Origin of the sequence: Halobacillus sp. B23F22_5, from assembly GCF_043497085.1 — a bacterium.
Taxonomy (GTDB): Bacteria; Bacillota; Bacilli; order Bacillales; family Halobacillaceae; genus Thalassobacillus.
Map to the genome: position 1 here is coordinate 1 of NZ_JBIEKI010000012.1, position 18712 is coordinate 18712.

Consider the following 18712-nt stretch of genomic DNA (forward strand, 5'->3'; position numbering starts at 1 on the left):
AAAGACAGGGTTTTAAGAATGATTGAATTTGTATAGTGAAAGTTAAGGTTATGGTTGGAAAAATATTGAAAAATAGATCGGTCATAACTCTCTTTTCGCAACACTCATTGTTAGCTTGACGGTTATGCACCGCTTCCCTACGCCCCTTGTCATAGGAAGTTCTCGAAGGAAACTGCCCATGATAATAGGAAGAAGACTTTGGCCTTTTATATCCTTTGTAAATGCATCAGGATGAAGGTTTCAACTACATTCTTTCTCTTTTTGAAGGGTCCGTTTAATAAACTGGCTGGATGGGAAGGGAATGGTGAGACTCCCGCGGGAGAAGGGGCTAGGCAAGATCCCACAGGGCTTTAGCCCGAGGAAGCTTGCCAGGTCCCCCGCAGGAAAGCGAGCCGTTTCCCAGACCATCCTATTCCTCTCAAAATAACGGACCAAATCATCTCGAAACTGAGTATTCAGCTAAAGGGAACTTATATGTGAAATCACCACTGAAATTAGAGACATAAAAAAAGACTGTCTCTACAGAGACAGTCCAGGAAATCAGCTGCGAATTCCAAAGAACTTTTTAACTTTAGTAAAAAAGCCTTTTTCCTCATCAAAAGAAAGCAACGGAACTGATTCACCTAATATCCGGCGAGCAATATTCCGATAGGCCAGCGATGACTTTGTATTCGGGTGCAACGCGACAGGTTCACCGCTATTAGAAGCCTTAATCACTTCATCATCATCCGCTACCACCCCTAATAAATCGATGGATAACACGGATACTATTTCATCCACATCCAGCATATCTCCATTTTGGACCATATGGTGACGGATACGATTGACAATCAATTTGGGTGGTTCTATATCTTCTTGTTCCAATAAACCGATGATTCGATCGGCATCACGAACACTAGATTTTTCCGGGTTGGTTACGACAACCGCCTTATCTGCACCTGCTACGGCATTTTTATAGCCTTGTTCGATTCCTGCCGGACAGTCTATGATTATGTAGTCGAAATCCTGCTTTAACTCGTCTACTATTTTTTTCATGGCTTCTGGTGTAACTTCAGACTTGTCACTTGTTTGCGCTGCCGGAAGCAATTGCAGACAGTCGAAACGTTTGTCAGGAATTAAAGCCTGTTTGGTCTTCACGCGTTCCTGCACCACATCCACAAGATCGAAAATAATACGATTCTCCAGCCCCATTACTACATCAAGGTTACGCAACCCGATATCCGTATCAATCAGGCAAACCTTTTTGCCAAGTAATGCAAGTGCTGTACCGATATTAGCGGTAGTTGTCGTTTTCCCGACACCGCCTTTACCAGAAGTTACAACAATAGCCTCACCCATTAAACATTCTCCTTTCAAAGCTGCTGATGTCCGGCCTTTTTTTTATGATATCCTGTAGTCGGTCAATCAAAATTTTGTCTGCATCTTCATCTAAATAGCCGCACTCCATATAGACTCCCTCTGTTTCATGATCAGGGGCCCTGCTGATTGCATTGGCGATTCTTAACTGGCTCGGCTGCATGTAGGATGCGGCGATCACAGCACGGGAGTCCCCATCAACACCAGCATGTGCAATACCCCGAAGGCTTCCCATTACAAATATATTGCCCGTAGCCATAACCTTACCGCCGGGATTTACATCTCCGATCAATAATAGGTCTCCTTCTACATTGATCACTTGACCTGACCTTACCACCCTGACTAAAGGTTTTACCTCGGCATGCTTTTTCCATTCTGAAGCTTCCTCTTTTGTAAGTACATTAGATTCTATCTTTCCGACCACAAGGTTTTGGTTGTCCCTGACTACTTCTTTCAACTTTTCTTTTTGTTCCTTGGTAACATACCGGTTTCCAAGTTGAATCTTAACTGATATCAGCCGGTCCTCTTCCAGCAAAGCATTCAAAGAAAGTTTTTCTTTTAATTCTCCTAATACATCTTCATACGCACATTGATCGTCTATTTTTAAAATAAGTCCGTCTCTCGTGCCTTTAATTGTTATAAATTGTTGATTTGCTATCACGTTAGTTCCCCCTAACCTGCAAGGATCTGCTTCCCGATGCAAAAAGGAAGATCAGTTGCTCAGTAAATTTGCCGCCCACTTTTCCAGTTTTCCTTTTATTATAGGATAGGCAAGTAAAAAGAAGAGAAGATTCGCTATCCCTGTCGGCAGCAATCTATTTTTCAAAAACACTTCCCACGTCATTTGGGTCACCTGGACGAAGGAATAGATAGTATATAAAAGTAACTCTGTCAGCACCAGGCCAAGCACTGCTAGCAGAATAGCGACGATAAAGTTACCGTGAAGCATTTTTTTTAGCCCATGCAGTAAGTAGATCACGATTCCATATGTGAACATATAAACACCTAAAATGCTTGTATAAACCATATCGATCAATAGACCAAATAGGATTGCATATAACAGGGAGTAATAGGTATCATCATTATCAAAAAAAACAGTGATAAGGACAAGGAGGACAAGTACCCAATGAGGTGTAATCAGTAAATCCGAATAAGCTAATTTTGGCGGCAGCAGGCTCATTGCCATACCTTGGAATACAAGAAGAAAGAGTAAAATCAAAGGAAGATAGAATCGTTGTATCATTCCTCTTCCTCCTCATTTTGCCGCTCCATATCATAGGTAGGCATGCTCCTGTCTACAATCATCACCTGATTGATATCATAAAGATCAGCAGCAGGCTCTACGTAGGCTGTTTGTGTTAAACCATACTCATCCATTTCAACCTTAGTAACCTCTCCAATCAGTAACCCTGCAGGAAAGACTCCACCTTTCCCGGAAGAAACAACCTTTTCTCCTTCCTTGATCTCTGCGTCATAGTCAATTTCTTTTAATAATAATGACTCAGTATCTTCATCGTATCCCTGAATCAGGCCATGGATCGGCTGGTCTTCCTGCCAAACCCAGGCAGAAATCCTGTTGGACAAACCGAATCCGCTCAGTAATCGGACAGTAGAATGAAACTTGTCGGTCGACTGAATTTTCCCAATCATTCCTTCGCCTGTAATTACTGCCATATTCCTTTTGACCCCATGGGCTTCTCCACGGTTCACAATCATCTGGCTAAACCATCTTTCAGAACTCCTTGCTATGACTGATGCATCAATAGGATCATAATCTGTCAGACTATCCTGGTAATCGAGGCTTGAACGAAGTTCTTCATTCTCTTTTTTCAGCATCTGATTTTCTTGCATGATACTTTTATATTGGGATAGACGTGATTTCAATATTTCGTTCTGTTCATATGTTTTACTGATATCTTGTATATTTTCGTATGTGCCTTGGATAAATTGTACGGGTTGGTTAAATATAGTTTGTATCCACCCGACCGAATCATGGACAAATTTCTCCGGCCAGGTAAGTTCACTCCGCTCTCTTAGCGAAAAACCAATCAAAGCGACGAGCAAAATGAAACTGACGAGTACAAGAATAAGTCGTTTTTTTTTGAAAAATGAAGGCATAGAAGCGTCAGTTACTCCATTCTGGCTCTTGAAGCCACGTTAGGCTGCGCCTTGAAGTGATGAATGTATTCCAAGGATTTCCCCGTACCGATCGCTACGCAATCAAGTGGATCATCAGCTACAAAAACAGGCATTTTTGTTTCATCACTGATAACTTGATCCATATTCTTCAGCAAAGCACCACCACCAGTCAATACAATTCCTCTGTCCATGATATCAGCTGCCAGTTCAGGAGGTGTTTTTTCGAGTGTATTTTTCACAGCATCAATAATAGCATCTACTGTATCTTTTAAAGCTCCGGAAATTTCAGCAGCTTTGATAGATATTGTTTTTGGCAGTCCTGTCAATAAATCTCTTCCGCGGATATCCATTTCTTTATCTTCTTCGGGACTGCCGGCTGCACCTATTTCCATTTTGATATTTTCTGCGGTACGCTCTCCAATCATCAAGTTGTATTGTTTCCGGATATATTGAATGATCGCATCATCCATTTCATCTCCGGCTAACCTGATAGATTGAGAGGTCACGATTCCGCCTAAGGAAATAATCGCTACTTCGGTAGTACCTCCTCCGATATCTACCACCATACTTCCGGTCGGCTCCCATACAGGAAGTCCCGCTCCAATAGCAGCGGCAAAAGGTTCAGCAATCGGGTATGCTTCTTTCGCTCCGGCTTGTTTAGTTGCATCGATGACAGCACGTTCCTCGACCATCGTAATACCTGAAGGTACACAGATCATAACGTTCGGCTTTCTTGCAAAGCTTGATCTATTTTTCATCGCTTTATTGATATAATACTTCATCATTTCAGCGGTAGTATCATAATCGGCAATAACGCCGTCTTTCATAGGTCGTACAACAGAAATGTTGCTAGGCGTACGTCCAATCATATTTCTGGCAGGATTCCCCACCGCTTCAATGTTGCCTGTCGTAATATCACGAGCTACTACTGAGGGCTCACGAACTACGACTCCTTTGTTCTTTATAAAAACCAACGTATTCGCTGTGCCTAAATCAATTCCTAAATCTTGTGAAAAACCAAATAAACCCAATACCGATCTCCCTTTCTACTCTATCTCGAGGGTATTCTAATTCGTTAGTAATATCTAATAATATTTGCTGTTGAAAAAATTCAGTAAGCAAGAGAAAGAAGCGCCTATTATAAGATCCAGCTTATAAAAAGGCGCTAATTTTCACTATCTATTCAATTATACGAAAAAAATGAAGAAATGGATAGTCTTACAAGTACCCTTTTTCTTTAAGAGAGACAAATTTCCGATCACCAATCACTAAATGATCCAACAATTCGATACCGATCATCTTCCCTGATTCTGCTAATCTTCTCGTTACATTGATATCTTCTTGTGATGGGGTCGGATCACCAGAGGGGTGGTTATGAATGCAAATAAGTGAGGCAGCTGACCGCTTGACGGCTTCTTTATACACTTCACGCGGGTGAACGATTGAGGCGTTGAGACTTCCAATGAAAATCGTTTGTCGATGCAGAACTTGATTTTTCGTATTCAGAAAAAGGCATATAAAATGTTCCTGTTTAAGTCCTCGCAGCTCTTCCATTACAAAGTCCGCCCCATCCTCCGGGCTGCGAATGATATAGCGTTCCGGGGGCTTCATTTGATGAATTCTTTTACCAATTTCTAAGGCTGCCTGGATGAGCACAGCTTTAGCTGTACCTACTCCTTTGATTGCTGTCAATTCTTCAATTGTAGCATCCTTCAAAAGATCCAAGCCCTCAAAGTGTATCAGTAAACGCTGGGACAAGTTCATCACTGAATCGTTCTTCGATCCACTGCCAAGGAGAATAGCTATCAATTCCTGGTTCGATAAATGACGGGGGCCATGTTCTATCATACGCTCCCTCGGTCTATCAGCTAAAGGCACATCTTTCAACATAACCTGGGCATCTGACAAATTCACTGCACCCTTTCCTGTTTTTCCTCACAATTTATTTTCAGGAGGGGGTGATGTTGAATTTTTCAAGCTCTTTCACCAGATAAGCGATAGGAAGCCCGACGACATTATAATAATCACCGCGGATTCCTTTTACCAACAATGCTCCTTTCGTTTGTATTCCATAACTTCCCGCTTTATCAAAAGGGTCTCCTGTATCTACATAACGATTGATATCTGTTTCTGTTAATTCCATAAATTCTACGTCGGTTTTTACAGAAAAGATTTTAGATTGATTGTATCCCCGAATCATCACCCCTGTATGAACGGAATGGGAATTGCCGCTTAACAGCTGGAGTGTTTCGATTGCTTCCTTTCGGGTTTCCGGTTTTCCCAACACGTGCCCAGCAAAGCTTACCACTGTATCCGCTGTTACTAATACTTCATTTTCTGTTGTAGCGATTTGCTCAGCTTTTACCTGTGCAAGCTTCTGAACTAACATTTCAGGGTCATTAATCTTAACGAGGGATTCATCCGCATCGCTTGTCCTGACTGCAAATTGAAAGCCAGCCAATTCAAGCAGACTTTTCCTTCTCGGTGAAGCTGACCCTAACACTAATGATTTGTACATCCTGACACCCTTCCCAATAACAAAACTGTGAGGTTCTAACCAGTGTATTAAACTTTCAAGAAATAATAAAAATAGTTATAATGCATTATAACCTCTTCTCTATTCTACAATATCTGGTTTTTATTATAAGCTTTTCCTACTTTCTTGTTTAATAATTAAAGTAAAATAAAAAAATAGGTACGTAAAGCACCTATTTCTTAAGAATACCTTCATAGCTTTTCCAAACTTTTAATAAAAGCACATCCTGTTGGCTACGGTTATTCGATTCATTAAAATTCTTTATGGCAGCTTTAAGCTCATTGAATGTTTCATTTTCAGGCAGGCGTCCAGCTAGATGATTCCATTCCTCTGTCGTCTCTTTTCCATCCAAAGTCGAATAGAATAAATCAGCGAAACCGCTTAGAGGTTCCGCTCCTTTTAGGTTCACCTTTTCATTTGCTGCGACTTCCCAAGGTTTGACATAGGTTTGAAGGTCATCTTTAAGTAGTGGGGATGCTTTTTCATTGGCAGACTCATAGCTTCTCGCCAGCCCTGTAAACAGGAAAACATCGCCCTCCCGCTCCCAAACGACAGTAGGATATCCTTTTTCTATATAGTTTTGACTCCATTCTTCGGCTTTCTCTATGCTCGTAAAATATCCTGCCTGAACCACATACGCTTCGACAGCCGGGAGCTTAATGGCTTTTCCCCCATCCGTTGTTACTGTTTCAGCATTTTCAGTATCTGTTCCTCCTGTATATGCGACAGGATTATCAGTTGCTGCTCCATCACTTTCAGTAATCCCTACAAACATACGGAGTAATATAAATCCTAGTAAAAGCCCTAACAATAGTGCTGCAATTACTGAAGCGATGATATTCTTAATGGGAGAAGATAGCTTCTTTTTCCTTTTCTTCTTTTTATAATAGGGATGTTTCTTCCAAGCTTCGGGTTTGATTACTTTTTTCTGTTCCGAGTGTTCATATTCATAAACTTCTGCCGTAGCAGCTTGTTCTTCTTGAGAAGTAGCTACCTCCTTTATCGCTTCCTCGTCCTCACGTGGGATTAATGTCTCTTTACCATTCATCCTTATAGAGATTTTATCCTGCTTGTCCACTAGATCCACCACCTCTGGGTCGTTTTGTACCACTCTACCAAAAGTGTTTAAAAAAAGTAGACGAAACTTGTCACCAGAATGCAATTAACGTTCGACAATTTCTTTTTGTAAAAAATAATACCTTAGGTAAAGATCCTGTTATTGTTGTTATGGATTTTTCATAAGTGACTTAATTATTGGGCCGAAAAGTCGAAGACTTGACTTCGAGATATTGTAAGAGGGGAAGGGGCGTAGGGGAACGAGTCGCTTTCCACGGGAGTTCGCTGAGCCTCCTCGAGCTAACGCTCTGTGGGGTCTCACCTGGAACTCTTTTCCCGTAGGAGTCTCCCGTTCCCCTACGCCCCTTGCCACAAAAGATTATCGAAATCGCCCTTGAATGTCCATATATAATTTTTGAATGAAAGCCTATCACAATCACGGATTGATCGTACTTTCCTGTTCAAAAGCACCCTATTCTTGATAGGCGTTTCAAGATTCTAACCCCTTGTATGGTGGCTGGGAAAACGGTGAGACTCATAGAAAATGCTACGCATTTCTTCGTGCGCTGATTATTCAAGATGCAAATTCAAAGTCCTGTGGGATGAATATGGTCGTGGAGATCCCGGAAGGCGAAGCCTGAGGAAGCCCTGTTAAAAGAAACCGATGTACCATAGCAGGATTTTGTCACTGTAAAAGAAGGCAGTCAGTGATCCAAAGATGATAAATGGGGCAAAGGGGATGGGATGGCTTCGCGATGCTTTCCCTGACAACATCAGAACCATACCGAGGCAAGCTCCACTAATGACAGACAGAAAAAAAGAAACCATCAAACCTTCTATCCCCATGATGAAGCCAATTATTCCAAACAACTTCATATCTCCAGCCCCCATGCCCCCATTACTAAGACGAATAATCATTCCTATGAGCACTATACCGAAAATCCCCCCAAGAAAAGCATTGCCCCAGGAAACCATAGGCTGAAATATACGAAGTACCAGGAATAGTATGAAAAATACGAGTAGCACTTTATCTGGGATATGCATATAAGCCATGTCACTCACGAAAATAATGCTAAACAAGGATATTAATAGTAAAGCTGTGAAAAGCTCTAATGTTAATCCAAAAATGTTATAGCTGTACGCAAATAAACTACCGGTGAAGAGTTCTACAAAAGGATAAATAATAGAAATAGAGGTGTGACAGTACCGACATTTTCCTTTCAGGTGAAAGTAAGATAAAACAGGGATCAAGTCCTGCCAGGAAAGCTGATTGTCGCATGAGGGACAGTGGGAACGGTGATGACGGAAAAAAGATCGTTTTGGAATTCGAAAGCCGACTACATTGAAAAAAGAACCGAATACCAAACCAATAAGGAAGAAATAAAAAATAAGAATTAGGTTCATTAACCATTCTCCTTCGAGGGAATTGGGGGATAGGAAAAACGAAGATAAGGTGTAGAATTTACTAGAGATAGCTATATTGACTATTCAGCTACCCCTAGTAAACTTTCATAGTTGGCAACTTTGTTGCGTCCTTGTTGTTTTGCGCCTACGTACATAGCCCGGTCCGCATGGCGGACAAGCTCAAGTGCTTCTTCACAGTGGTCGGGATAAGCTGCTACCCCAATACTTGCTGTAATGGAAACAGCAGCCGGTCCATCCTGGTCTACAATATGATCATAAGCATAAAAAGTGGATGAAGCTATACTTTCCCTTAGTTTGTCAGCGGTCTTCATCGTTTCACTAAGATTATAGGAAGGTAATAAGATAACAAACTCCTCTCCACCATAGCGAGCTACCAGACCTTCACTTCCAATCAGATTACTTAACAAATCTGCCACATCGCAAAGAATCTCATTTCCGCTTTGGTGACCATATGTATCATTTACTACCTTGAAATGATCAATATCCAATAATATAAGTGACATAGGCTGATTTGTGTTTTTAAGGGTCAGAAATGTTTTATCCAATTGCTCTTCAAAGTAACGGTAATTATATAGGTTCGTGAGTGGACAACGTTCACTTTTATTTTTGGTGAGCTCATAATTGTTCGCATTTTCAATAGCTACAGCAAGATAATTGATCAAAATGTCTAATATCATATACTGATACTTTTCAAATGCGCGCTTTTGATTAGAAATGACCGTAATAACCGAAACGATTTGATTATTTCGGAAGACAGGAAGCGATAAAACGCTTTCTCCGTCATTCGGAATAAAGTTACTATCCAAATGCAGCCACTCGCGTCGACTTTGGTACCGTACACCCTTTCTTTTTTGCCATACATAGCCGCTGACACCCTCCCCCGGCCTTAAGGTGAATTCGGTGATGCTATGTTGCCCGCTTCCATCATAAAACCTCATCAGACTCAGGCTTTTCTCGTCTTTCACATTAAAAATATAAATGTATTTCAGGGGTAAGAGATCTGCTACCCGTAGGATGAAAAGGTCGATCACTTCCTTGGACTTCAGACGTCCCGTAAGCTCATGACCGATATCACTCGTCTTTTGCAGGTATCCATTGATCTGTTGGCTGGTATGGTAAAGCATGAGCATGGCAGAAATAAAAACAAAAGGGATACCTACGTAATAAACAGCCACGACTCCCAGCTCAGAATATAGCCTGAACAAAACAAAACCTACAGGGAAAATGAGCACAGTGGTATAGGTTTCCCATAAAGTAGCACGATCAATCAATTGAAACCGTCGCTTCTGCAAAAGTACTCCTAATACTTTAATCAGTGTCTGATTCACTAAAAATATAGTCATCGCATAAGCAAGAATAGGAAAGATGTCATACAACTCATTATAGGCAGCATTACCATGCTCTCCCCCAAGAAGATAGTAGACTATAGCGCCAACGATACTCGTCACTAAAAACATCAGCATGTTCATCGGAAAGCGGTGTAGATCCTCCCGTGTAATCCGCATTTTTATTAGTAGGGAAATAACACCTATTTGGGTCAGAACTATTTCCATGAATAAGCCGAAATAAAGAAATACCGCCAGACTGACACCCTGGATCAGAAAAATCGGGCCCTCTTTAAATATCAGAGGGAATAAAGAGACAATACAAATTAAAATGGCAAAAGAGAATAGATCAGCCATTATACCTTCAAAACCCGGTTCCATATAACTATATACTCCATATAAACTAATCGGCCAAACGAAAAGCCAGGCCAGCCATATGGCAATCCTCTTCTCTTTCGTCATCACATGCATCTCCCTGCATCAAATCTATTATACTTTTACCATTTATTGCTTGATGATGAATGCAAAAGATGTATTTATAGCGTAAGCAATTTTCAGATAATTATTATACTATCATACCTTTGACCTATATTCAAAGTATTTTCTGACATCAGATATGAAATATAGCGAGCCTGCCACAAGCAATACGTCGTTATGGGTCATTTTACCCACAACGTTTTCCAGGGCTTCCTCCCACACTTGTTCTGCGCTAGCATTGTCCCCATCATAAACTTCCTTCAATAAACGCGCCTCCATTGCCCGAGGAAAGTTGAAACTTGTGAATGTGATGTGATCAAAATTGTCTTTAAGCTGCTCCAGCATTCCTTTAACCGGTTTATCTTCCAGGGCTGCATAGAGTAGAAATTTACGTTTGTCAGGGAAATGCTCACCAACTGTTCTCATCAAAGTTTCCGTACCCTCTTCATTGTGGGCCCCATCTATGATAACCAAAGGCTTTTCAGATACCCGTTCAAACCTGCCAGGCCATTTTGTTGACATAATACCATTATAGTAATCTTCCCGGTGGAACGGATAACTTTTATCCCGTAGCACCTCCATAATCTCTAAAGCAACTGCAGCATTCGCTTCTTGATGTCTTCCTTTCATACGGCTTGTCAGTAATTGGGATTGATAGGAACTATTTGAAAAGAAAAAGTGTTCTCCTTCTTCATCACTGCTTTCATGACTTATAAAGAAATCATGGTTCAATCGGAATAGATTCGAAGATGTCTCATGACACTTCTGCTTAATTACATTAATAGCTTTTTCGCTTTCTACAGCAGTGACCACTGGTACATTATCTTTGATGATGCCAGCCTTTTCTACAGCAATTTTTTCGTAACTGTCACCAAGAATTGACATGTGATCGAGCCCTATATTAGTAATAGCCGCTACAATAGGCTGAATAACGTTAGTTGAATCAAAACGCCCCCCTAAGCCTGTTTCCATGATTACGAAATCAAGACTTGCCTGCTTGAAATATAATAGGGCCATGGCGGTAATGACTTCGAATTCAGTTGGTTCTCCTAATGGTGTCTGGCCTAACTCTTCAGCTAAAGGCTTGATTGTCTTTACAAGCTGCACCCAATCATCATCTTGGATTGGTTTTCCATTTACACTGATCCGTTCATTGAAGTGAATGATATAAGGAGAAGTGAAAGTACCGACATCCTTTCCTTGTGCTTCTAACAGATTCCGCAAAAAAGACAGTGTCGAACCTTTTCCATTTGTCCCAGCAATATGGATGGCATTCAGCTCTTGTTCTGGATGATCAAGCTTTTCCATCATCCATTCCATCCGTTTCAGTCCTGGTTTAATTTTGAATTTTTCACGACTATGAATCCATTCAATCGCCTGCTCATACGTCAACATCTGATATTTCTCCCTTCACAACAAAGAGAGGGCATCCCCACTTGGAACACCCTCAAGTTTTCCTACTCTTTAAGCTTTCAACTCTTGGATACGTGCTTCTACTTTTGCCCGCTTATCTAAGTAGTCGGTTTCTTTTTCACGTTCTTCCTGGACCACGTGCTCAGGAGCTTTTTTGACAAAACCTTCATTCGAAAGTTTCTTTTGTACTCGCTCCACTTCTTTATCCCATTTTTCCCTCTCTTTTTCCAGGCGTTGAATCTCATCTTCGATATTGATCAGTCCAGCTAAAGGAAGGTAAAGCTCAGCACCTGTTACTACAGCAGACATCGCTTTTTCTGGAGCTTGCAGACTTGTTGCAATCGTAAGTTCACTTGGATTACAGAAACGCTCCAGATAGTGGCGATTTGTTTCTAATTCTTTCTCCACTTCTTCATTTTTTGCCTGAATCAGCAACTGAATTTCTTTGGACATCGGCGTATCCACTTCCGCGCGAATGTTACGAACTGCACGAATGATTGTGACTAGCCGTTCCATTTCACCGACAGCTTTCTCATTATCGAATTCCGTCTTAACTTTCGGCCATGCTGCTTGAGTAATAGACTCACCTTCATGTGGCAAATGCTGCCAAATCTCTTCTGTAACAAATGGCATGAATGGATGCAGCATTCTCATAATGTTGTCTAGTGTATAAGCAAGCACGGAGCGAGTTGTTTTAATCTTCGCTTCATCTTCACCATATAAAGGCAGCTTTGCCATTTCAATATACCAATCACAAAACTCATCCCAGATGAAATTATATAGGTGACGCCCAGCTTCCCCAAATTCATAGCGGTCGATATTCTTTGTCACTTGTTCTACCGTTTGGTTCAAGCGAGTTAAAATCCATTGATCTGCAACCGATTTTTCTCCGGACAAATCAATATCTTCATACTTCATATCTCCCATATTCATTAATGCAAAACGGGAAGCATTCCAGATTTTGTTGACAAAGTTCCAGGTTGATTCTACTTTTTCCCATTGGAAACGCAGATCCTGCCCAGGCGCTGACCCTGTAGATAAGAAATAACGTAGTGAGTCCGCTCCATACTTTTCAATGACATCCATCGGGTCTACCCCGTTGCCAAGAGACTTACTCATCTTCCTGCCTTCAGCATCTCTGACCAGACCATGAATCAAAACGTCTTTGAATGGGCGACGATCTGTAAATTCGATGGACTGGAAAATCATGCGGCTCACCCAGAAAAAGATGATATCATAACCGGTTACCAAAGCATCTGTAGGGAAGTGACGTTGAAAATCTTCATTGTTTTCATCCGGCCAGCCCATTGTGGAGAATGGCCACAATGCGGAGGAGAACCATGTATCCAATACATCTGTATCCTGCTCCCAATTTTCTGCATCCTCGGGAGCTTCTTTTCCTACATAAAGTTCCCCAGTTTGTTTATGATACCAGGCCGGGATGCGATGTCCCCACCATAATTGTCTTGAAATACACCAATCCCGGATATTTTCCATCCAATGAAGGTAGGTTTTTTCAAAACGATCCGGTACAAAGTGCACCTTGTCATCACCTTGCTGGAGCTTAATCGCTTCCTTCGCCAGCGGCTCCATATTGACAAACCACTGAGTAGAAAGGTAAGGCTCAACGACAGCCCCGCTACGCTCGGAATGGCCTACCGAATGATCATGATCTTCGATTTCGAATAAAATGCCTTGTTCCTGTAAATCCTTCACCAGTTGTTTACGGCATTCGAAGCGGTCCATTCCCTGGTACTTGCCTGCGTTTTCATTCATGGTCCCGTCTTCGTTCATGACAAGAATCCGTTCTAAGTTATGACGGTTTCCAATTTCAAAGTCATTTGGATCATGAGCAGGGGTGATTTTCACTGCACCTGAACCAAATTCCATATCCACATAATCGTCCGCTACAATTTCAATTTCACGGCCGGTAACAGGCAATGTAACCTTTTTACCAATCAGATGCTTATAGCGTTCATCTTCAGGATGCACAGCAACTGCAGTATCGCCTAACATCGTTTCCGGACGGGTAGTAGCTATTTCAATATGACCGGAACCATCACTTAATGGATATTTCATATGATAAAAATGCCCGGTAACATCTTTATAAATAACCTCGATATCAGAGAGCGCGGTTTTCGTAGCCGGATCCCAATTGATGATATATTCACCACGATAGATCAAATCTTTTTCATATAGCTTTACAAAAACTTCTTTAACTGCATCAGATAACCCTTCATCTAAGGTGAAACGCTCACGGGAGTAATCCAGTCCCAGCCCTAGTTTCTCCCACTGGGTGCGGATGAAATCCGCATATTCTTCTTTCCAGGACCAGGCCTGTTCCAAGAATTTTTCCCTTCCTAGATCATAACGGGAAAGGCCTTGTTCTTTCAGCTTGGCTTCTACTTTTGCCTGGGTTGCGATACCTGCATGGTCCATACCTGGAAGCCATAATACATCGTAGCCTTGCATTCTTTTTGCTCGTGTTATGATGTCTTGCAATGTAGTATCCCATGCGTGACCAAGGTGTAGTTTACCGGTAACGTTCGGTGGCGGAATGACAACTGTATAAGGTTCTTTCGATTTGTCACCTGTTGCTTCGAAAAATTTTCCATCCACCCAGTATTTGTATCTTCCATTTTCAACTGTGGTCGGATCATACTTGGGCGGTAATGATACTTCCTGATTGGTCATATTGCATTTCCTCCTTTAAATTACCGTGATTAGAAAGACTTGGCTTATCGCTAAGTCTTATGGCGAAAGCCTAAGTTTTTTTATACTTTTTTCCTTTAACAAAGTTAAACCTTCATAAAGTAAAAATAAAAAAATCCCCTTCATCCAAAAAAGGACGAAAGAGATTGATTCCGTGGTACCACCTTTATTCACAAGGTATAATATTTCTCCCTTGTGCGCTTCATTCGTTAACGGCTTCAAACCGGCTCCTTCTACTTTTATTCGTTTTCAAAGAAGCTGCGTCCGGGGCGACCTTCTAGCATACAATATCCTGGAAAACTTTCAGCACATGTTTCCCTCTCTGTAGGTTTGCATCCTGTACTCTTCCCCATCACGGCATTTCACGTGTTCAATTATATTTCATATTGTATAGAGAAATGTATTTAAAATCAACAGTTACTTAGTTCTTGATGCTAAAATCCGCATTTTCATCATTTTATCCGATTCATCATATTTTATACAAAAGAGGTGATTAAAATGAGTAGACTGTATCGTTACCGGCTACCTCCATGGTGCCGCAGGTGGCTTTACATCATCGAAAAAGCGATGCTGCCACTTATGATTTTTCAATTACTACGTACACTCCTCTTTCCAACTACATTGGATGTATTTCTGCTTGGCATATTCATCGGGATTTTCATTGCGTTTCATCTGGAGTGGATATAGACTCGTTTTCTTTTGCTTGCTGAGCTTGAAAAGAAGAAAAAAGAGATTCGGCAATCATCCGCCCATATACCATTCGCCGAAAACTTTTCTCTAATTTCTGTACCTTTTCAAGCTCACTTGATTTTTTATCCTCTGCTAATTGATCCAACCGGTAAAAATAATGATGAGGATCAATGAGGTGAATCGCTAAAAGAAGACGATCTTGGTTTGTCATTCCATATAATTGCTCATACACTGGAAATTTCTTGATATATTCTTCAACAGGACTATCATGAAAACGGAAATCATTCAGAAAAAACCTGCTGACGTCCAACATGGCAGGTCCAACAAACATTTGCTCCCAGTTAAGAAAATAGCTATGACCATGATATTGGATGATATGATCGTTTTTCAGATTGCCATGATTAATGACCTGTGGTAGATCCCCGGATATATTTTCGCGATCAGGAAACTCCTTAAATAAATCTTTCATAAATTCTAAAGAATAATGAATCTGCTTATATTGTGAACAAACAGCCAGTCCCAGCGGGGGCATATAATGACGCTTTTCAAACTCCTCTATCTTAACGAGCAGATGTTGATGCGCTTGCTCGCTCGCTTCTCTTCTATTCCATAGATATTCAACATAGTGGTGATTATCCAGAGATGTCTGCTTCGTTTGTTTATGCAATATCCCCAGGCTGCGATAAAAACTTTCTATATCATGACTTGGATACTCATCCTTGGTGTGCTCCACCCATGGGGTAAGATAATAAAGCCAATTTTCGATTTTTACATATGGGGTTCGATCCCTGGTTCTGGCTATCGGTGGCGCGAGTTGTCCCCCGTTAGCTTCCAGCCATTCTGCAATGGAAAGCCATTTGCTTTCTTCATTGGAGTGATAGCGGGACTGTTTTAGCGCAAAATCACCAAAATCGGTTTGAATACGATATAACTTATTTGTGATTTGTTCGGTTCTATGAATCGACATCCCATACCTGTGGATAATAGTTTGTAAGTAATTCAAAAAATCCCTCCCTCAAAACAGATCGGGCTGTCGAGGAAGGGATGGAATCTTCCAGGACAGCCTTTTAGGAATCCTATTATGATTGCGAAGGAATATAAATGATTTTACCAGGTCTAAGATCATCTTCGAATACATTATTCACCTTCGTCAAGTTAGTTATGGAAATTTGATAGCGGTCTGCAATACTTTCAAGTGTATCTTCTTCTTGAACAATACACATTTTCATCTTTGTATAAGTTTCTTCGCGGTCTTCAAACATACTGAAGAGTAATTGGTTACCAATATTCCGGCTTTCAGCATCAGCTTCTCCCTCATCATCTTGTACTTCCATCTCACCCTCCATATATTCTAAGGAAGGAGATGCCTCATAGGATGGTGACGGGCTCGGCTCATTCTCTTCTACTTCCGGAGCGGCTCCATGGTTAAAAAATTCAGAGAGTGTCTGGACTTTTTTATATTTCCAGCGATCCCCACTTGAAGATTCTGATTTTGATTCAACTGCTTCATCCTCGATGATTGAACTCTCTTGCTCCAAAGATAGAGAATTTTCCTCAGGAGATGTGAACACTTCATCATTTTCTGGGTAATCCACTTCAAATTGATAGGATTGTTCCCAGGCAGTGTTGTTTTCACTCCTTTCCTTGGAAGATGCAGGTTTCTCTTTTTCTCTATCCGCTTCCTCTATTCCATGAATAGCGACAGTGGCATGCAGTTTGAGTTGGTTTGCAGAAGGCAATTCATAATCAAAAACGTCAATACTTACAGATACATCATCTACATTTTCAACACGATTCCTCGGTATGGAAACCTCTACAGGAAATTGATGATAAAACTGGCTTGCCCCCTCTTCTTCCTGCTCCACTCTTTCGACTAGCTTTCTGGAAGGGAAAGGTGCTACAGTTTCCGTTTCTGAGTCCTCTCCTGATTTAGCAAAGTACTCCCCAGTAAGATTGATCGCCCCTTGAATCAATACTGTCTCATCCAAGGGATGAATGACAATTTCCGGATCCAGTGAAATCCCCATCAACTCATTGACTTCCTGTCCTCTTTCAAACCATAACGATTCGTCTAAATAAAAAGAAAACACATTGGCATTATCATTAGTCACGTACTTTTCCTCCTCCCTTGTGACGCAACATCCATCTCTGTTCCACTTTATGCACAGGGAAGGGAAAATATACGAAACAAAAAGAAAAGCCCATACAAAAGGCTTAGAGGAAAAATTCCTCTAAGCCTTTTTATGCCATAATAACTCTATGGCCTTATCTATTTGGGGTGGGTAAGTTTCTATTTTTTACTGTAATCAGAAAATACTTTTCTTGCTGCTTCTATTGTCTTTTCAATATCTTCATCCGTATGAGCAGTGGATAAGAATAAACCTTCAAATTGAGAAGGCGGTAAGAAAATTCCTTCTTCAATCATTCCACGATAATACGTTGCAAATAATTCTAAATCAGAGGAGCTGGCTGTTTCAAAGTTATAAACCCCTTCTTTATTGAAGAAAAAGCCTACCATGGACCCCGCCCGATTTACTGTAAATGGAATATCATTTTCTATTGCTGCATCCGTAAACCCTTGGATCAGACGGTCCACTTTTTCATTGATCGCTTCATAAGCATCCCTATCCATCGCTTTTAATGTTTCGTATCCTGCTGTCATTGCTAATGGATTTCCTGACAATGTTCCTGCCTGATAAATATCACCAGTAGGCGCGACTCGCTCCATGATTTCTTTTTTGCCGCCGTAAGCTCCAACAGGAAGTCCGCCACCAATGACCTTGCCAAGGCAAGTCATGTCAGGCGTTACACCGAAATGGCCCTGAGCACAGTTATAACCTACGCGGAACCCGGTCATCACTTCATCAAAAATCAATACTGTTCCATTATCTTCTGTAATTTGGCGAAGTTCCTGCAGGAAATTATCCTGTGGAGGTACAACTCCCATATTTCCGGCAACAGGTTCTACAATTACTGCTGCCAGATCATCACCAAATTGTTCAAATGCATAGCGCACACTCTCCATGTCGTTATATGGCACGGTAATCGTGTTTTTGGCTATTCCCTCTGGGACACCTGGAGAATCAGGCAGTCCAAGTGTAGCTACTCCTGAACCTGCTTTAATCAGGAGAGAATCTCCGTGCCCGTGATAGTTTCCTTCGAATTTCAAAATTTTGTTCCTGCCCGTGTATCCTCTTGCAACACGTAGCGCACTCATTGTCGCCTCCGTACCTGAATTAACCATCCGAACCATTTCAATAGAAGGTACACGGTCGATGACTAATTGAGCAAGCTTATTTTCAATTTCTGTCGGGGCACCAAAGCTTGTCCCTAATTCTGTAATAGATTTAAGCTTTTCTACGACACGGTCGTCCGCATGCCCGAGAATCAATGGTCCCCAGCTTAATACATAATCAATATACTCATTTCCATCGATATCGTAGATTTTTGACCCTTTCCCCCGTTCCATAAACACCGGGTCCATTTGGACAGATCTGAAAGCACGTACCGGTGAATTCACTCCGCCCGGCATCAGCTGCTCGGCTTCTTTATAAGCTTCAATTGAACGATCAAATTTTTTCAT

At 41.3% G+C, this 18712-nt stretch carries 16 protein-coding genes and 1 other annotated feature; of the genes, 1 reads left to right on the forward strand and 15 read right to left on the reverse strand.

What is annotated here, in order from left to right; all coding sequences use genetic code 11:
- Window positions 1-540 precede the first annotated feature (540 nt).
- The 12 genes from minD to ACGTN9_RS14735 all read right to left on the reverse strand — a co-directional run bounded on the left by minD (window position 541) and on the right by ACGTN9_RS14735 (window position 14421).
- On the reverse strand, window positions 541-1338 hold the full coding sequence (gene minD, locus ACGTN9_RS14680) for a septum site-determining protein MinD (RefSeq protein ID WP_499594002.1): 798 nt from the start codon (window positions 1336-1338) through the stop codon (window positions 541-543).
- The gene (gene minC, locus ACGTN9_RS14685) at window positions 1331-2017 is read right to left on the reverse strand and encodes a septum site-determining protein MinC (RefSeq protein WP_499594004.1); all 687 of its coding nucleotides are present in this window, start codon (window positions 2015-2017) and stop codon (window positions 1331-1333) included. The genes minD and minC overlap by 8 nt, the downstream gene beginning before the upstream one ends.
- A 51-nt stretch (window positions 2018-2068) precedes the next feature.
- Window positions 2069-2599 carry a rod shape-determining protein MreD gene (mreD, locus tag ACGTN9_RS14690; RefSeq protein ID WP_499594006.1) on the reverse strand — a complete coding sequence of 177 codons (531 nt, stop codon included), beginning with the start codon at window positions 2597-2599 and terminating at the stop codon, window positions 2069-2071.
- Window positions 2596-3474 carry a rod shape-determining protein MreC gene (mreC, locus tag ACGTN9_RS14695; protein ID WP_499594008.1) on the reverse strand — a complete coding sequence of 293 codons (879 nt, stop codon included), beginning with the start codon at window positions 3472-3474 and terminating at the stop codon, window positions 2596-2598. Before mreC ends, mreD begins: the two co-directional genes overlap by 4 nt.
- Before the next feature lie 11 nt (window positions 3475-3485).
- Window positions 3486-4526, reverse strand: coding sequence for a rod shape-determining protein (locus ACGTN9_RS14700; RefSeq protein ID WP_499594009.1), 1041 nt, complete (start codon window positions 4524-4526; stop codon window positions 3486-3488).
- Window positions 4527-4713: 187 nt separating this feature from the next.
- A complete protein-coding gene (gene radC, locus ACGTN9_RS14705; protein ID WP_093044475.1) occupies window positions 4714-5385 on the reverse strand; it encodes a RadC family protein in 672 nt (223 codons plus the stop codon).
- A 58-nt stretch (window positions 5386-5443) separates the two neighbouring features.
- Window positions 5444-6013, reverse strand: a complete 570-nt coding sequence (locus ACGTN9_RS14710) for a Maf family protein (protein ID WP_499594011.1) — start codon at window positions 6011-6013, stop codon at window positions 5444-5446.
- A gap of 190 nt (window positions 6014-6203) precedes the next feature.
- Window positions 6204-7109, reverse strand: a complete 906-nt coding sequence (locus ACGTN9_RS14715; protein ID WP_499594013.1) for a hypothetical protein — start codon at window positions 7107-7109, stop codon at window positions 6204-6206.
- Window positions 7110-7738: 629 nt separating this feature from the next.
- The gene (locus ACGTN9_RS14720) at window positions 7739-8491 is read right to left on the reverse strand and encodes a prepilin peptidase (protein ID WP_499594015.1); all 753 of its coding nucleotides are present in this window, start codon (window positions 8489-8491) and stop codon (window positions 7739-7741) included.
- Between the two features lie 80 nt (window positions 8492-8571).
- Window positions 8572-10299, reverse strand: coding sequence for a sensor domain-containing diguanylate cyclase (locus tag ACGTN9_RS14725; protein WP_499594017.1), 1728 nt, complete (start codon window positions 10297-10299; stop codon window positions 8572-8574).
- A gap of 111 nt (window positions 10300-10410) precedes the next feature.
- Window positions 10411-11709, reverse strand: coding sequence for a bifunctional folylpolyglutamate synthase/dihydrofolate synthase (locus ACGTN9_RS14730; protein ID WP_499594019.1), 1299 nt, complete (start codon window positions 11707-11709; stop codon window positions 10411-10413).
- 69 nt (window positions 11710-11778) lie between these two features.
- Window positions 11779-14421, reverse strand: coding sequence for a valine--tRNA ligase (locus ACGTN9_RS14735; protein WP_499594021.1), 2643 nt, complete (start codon window positions 14419-14421; stop codon window positions 11779-11781).
- Window positions 14422-14568: 147 nt separating this feature from the next.
- Window positions 14569-14804, reverse strand: a binding site (T-box leader).
- A 133-nt stretch (window positions 14805-14937) separates the two neighbouring features.
- Here ACGTN9_RS14735 and ACGTN9_RS14740 point away from each other — a divergent pair.
- Window positions 14938-15126: a YszA family small membrane protein gene (locus ACGTN9_RS14740; RefSeq protein ID WP_093044327.1), complete on the forward strand. Its 189-nt coding sequence runs from the start codon at window positions 14938-14940 to the stop codon at window positions 15124-15126.
- Here the strand turns inward: ACGTN9_RS14740 and ACGTN9_RS14745 are convergent.
- From ACGTN9_RS14745 to hemL, 3 genes are all read right to left on the reverse strand, one after another.
- Window positions 15098-16132 (reverse strand): hypothetical protein, encoded by a 1035-nt coding sequence (locus tag ACGTN9_RS14745; protein WP_499594023.1) that lies wholly within the window; start codon window positions 16130-16132, stop codon window positions 15098-15100. The genes ACGTN9_RS14740 and ACGTN9_RS14745 overlap by 29 nt on opposite strands.
- Before the next feature lie 76 nt (window positions 16133-16208).
- A complete protein-coding gene (spoVID, locus tag ACGTN9_RS14750) occupies window positions 16209-17240 on the reverse strand; it encodes a stage VI sporulation protein D (protein WP_499594025.1) in 1032 nt (343 codons plus the stop codon).
- 179 nt (window positions 17241-17419) lie between these two features.
- A complete protein-coding gene (gene hemL / locus ACGTN9_RS14755; RefSeq protein ID WP_499594027.1) occupies window positions 17420-18712 on the reverse strand; it encodes a glutamate-1-semialdehyde 2,1-aminomutase in 1293 nt (430 codons plus the stop codon).

What these genes read in the sequence shown, in the direction of transcription:
- minD (WP_499594002.1), bottom strand. Translation starts at nt 1,338, where the DNA reads ATGGGTGAGGCTATTGTTGTAACTTCTGGTAAAGGCGGTGTCGGGAAA.
- mreD (WP_499594006.1), bottom strand. Translation starts at nt 2,599, where the DNA reads ATGATACAACGATTCTATCTTCCTTTGATTTTACTCTTTCTTCTTGTA.
- mreC (WP_499594008.1), bottom strand. Translation starts at nt 3,474, where the DNA reads ATGCCTTCATTTTTCAAAAAAAAACGACTTATTCTTGTACTCGTCAGT.
- radC (WP_093044475.1), bottom strand. Translation starts at nt 5,385, where the DNA reads ATGTTGAAAGATGTGCCTTTAGCTGATAGACCGAGGGAGCGTATGATA.
- ACGTN9_RS14710 (WP_499594011.1), bottom strand. Translation starts at nt 6,013, where the DNA reads ATGTACAAATCATTAGTGTTAGGGTCAGCTTCACCGAGAAGGAAAAGT.
- ACGTN9_RS14720 (WP_499594015.1), bottom strand. Translation starts at nt 8,491, where the DNA reads ATGAACCTAATTCTTATTTTTTATTTCTTCCTTATTGGTTTGGTATTC.
- ACGTN9_RS14725 (WP_499594017.1), bottom strand. Translation starts at nt 10,299, where the DNA reads ATGACGAAAGAGAAGAGGATTGCCATATGGCTGGCCTGGCTTTTCGTT.
- ACGTN9_RS14730 (WP_499594019.1), bottom strand. Translation starts at nt 11,709, where the DNA reads ATGTTGACGTATGAGCAGGCGATTGAATGGATTCATAGTCGTGAAAAA.
- ACGTN9_RS14735 (WP_499594021.1), bottom strand. Translation starts at nt 14,421, where the DNA reads ATGACCAATCAGGAAGTATCATTACCGCCCAAGTATGATCCGACCACA.
- ACGTN9_RS14740 (WP_093044327.1), top strand. Translation starts at nt 14,938, where the DNA reads ATGAGTAGACTGTATCGTTACCGGCTACCTCCATGGTGCCGCAGGTGG.
- hemL (WP_499594027.1), bottom strand. Translation starts at nt 18,712, where the DNA reads ATGAAAAAATTTGATCGTTCAATTGAAGCTTATAAAGAAGCCGAGCAG.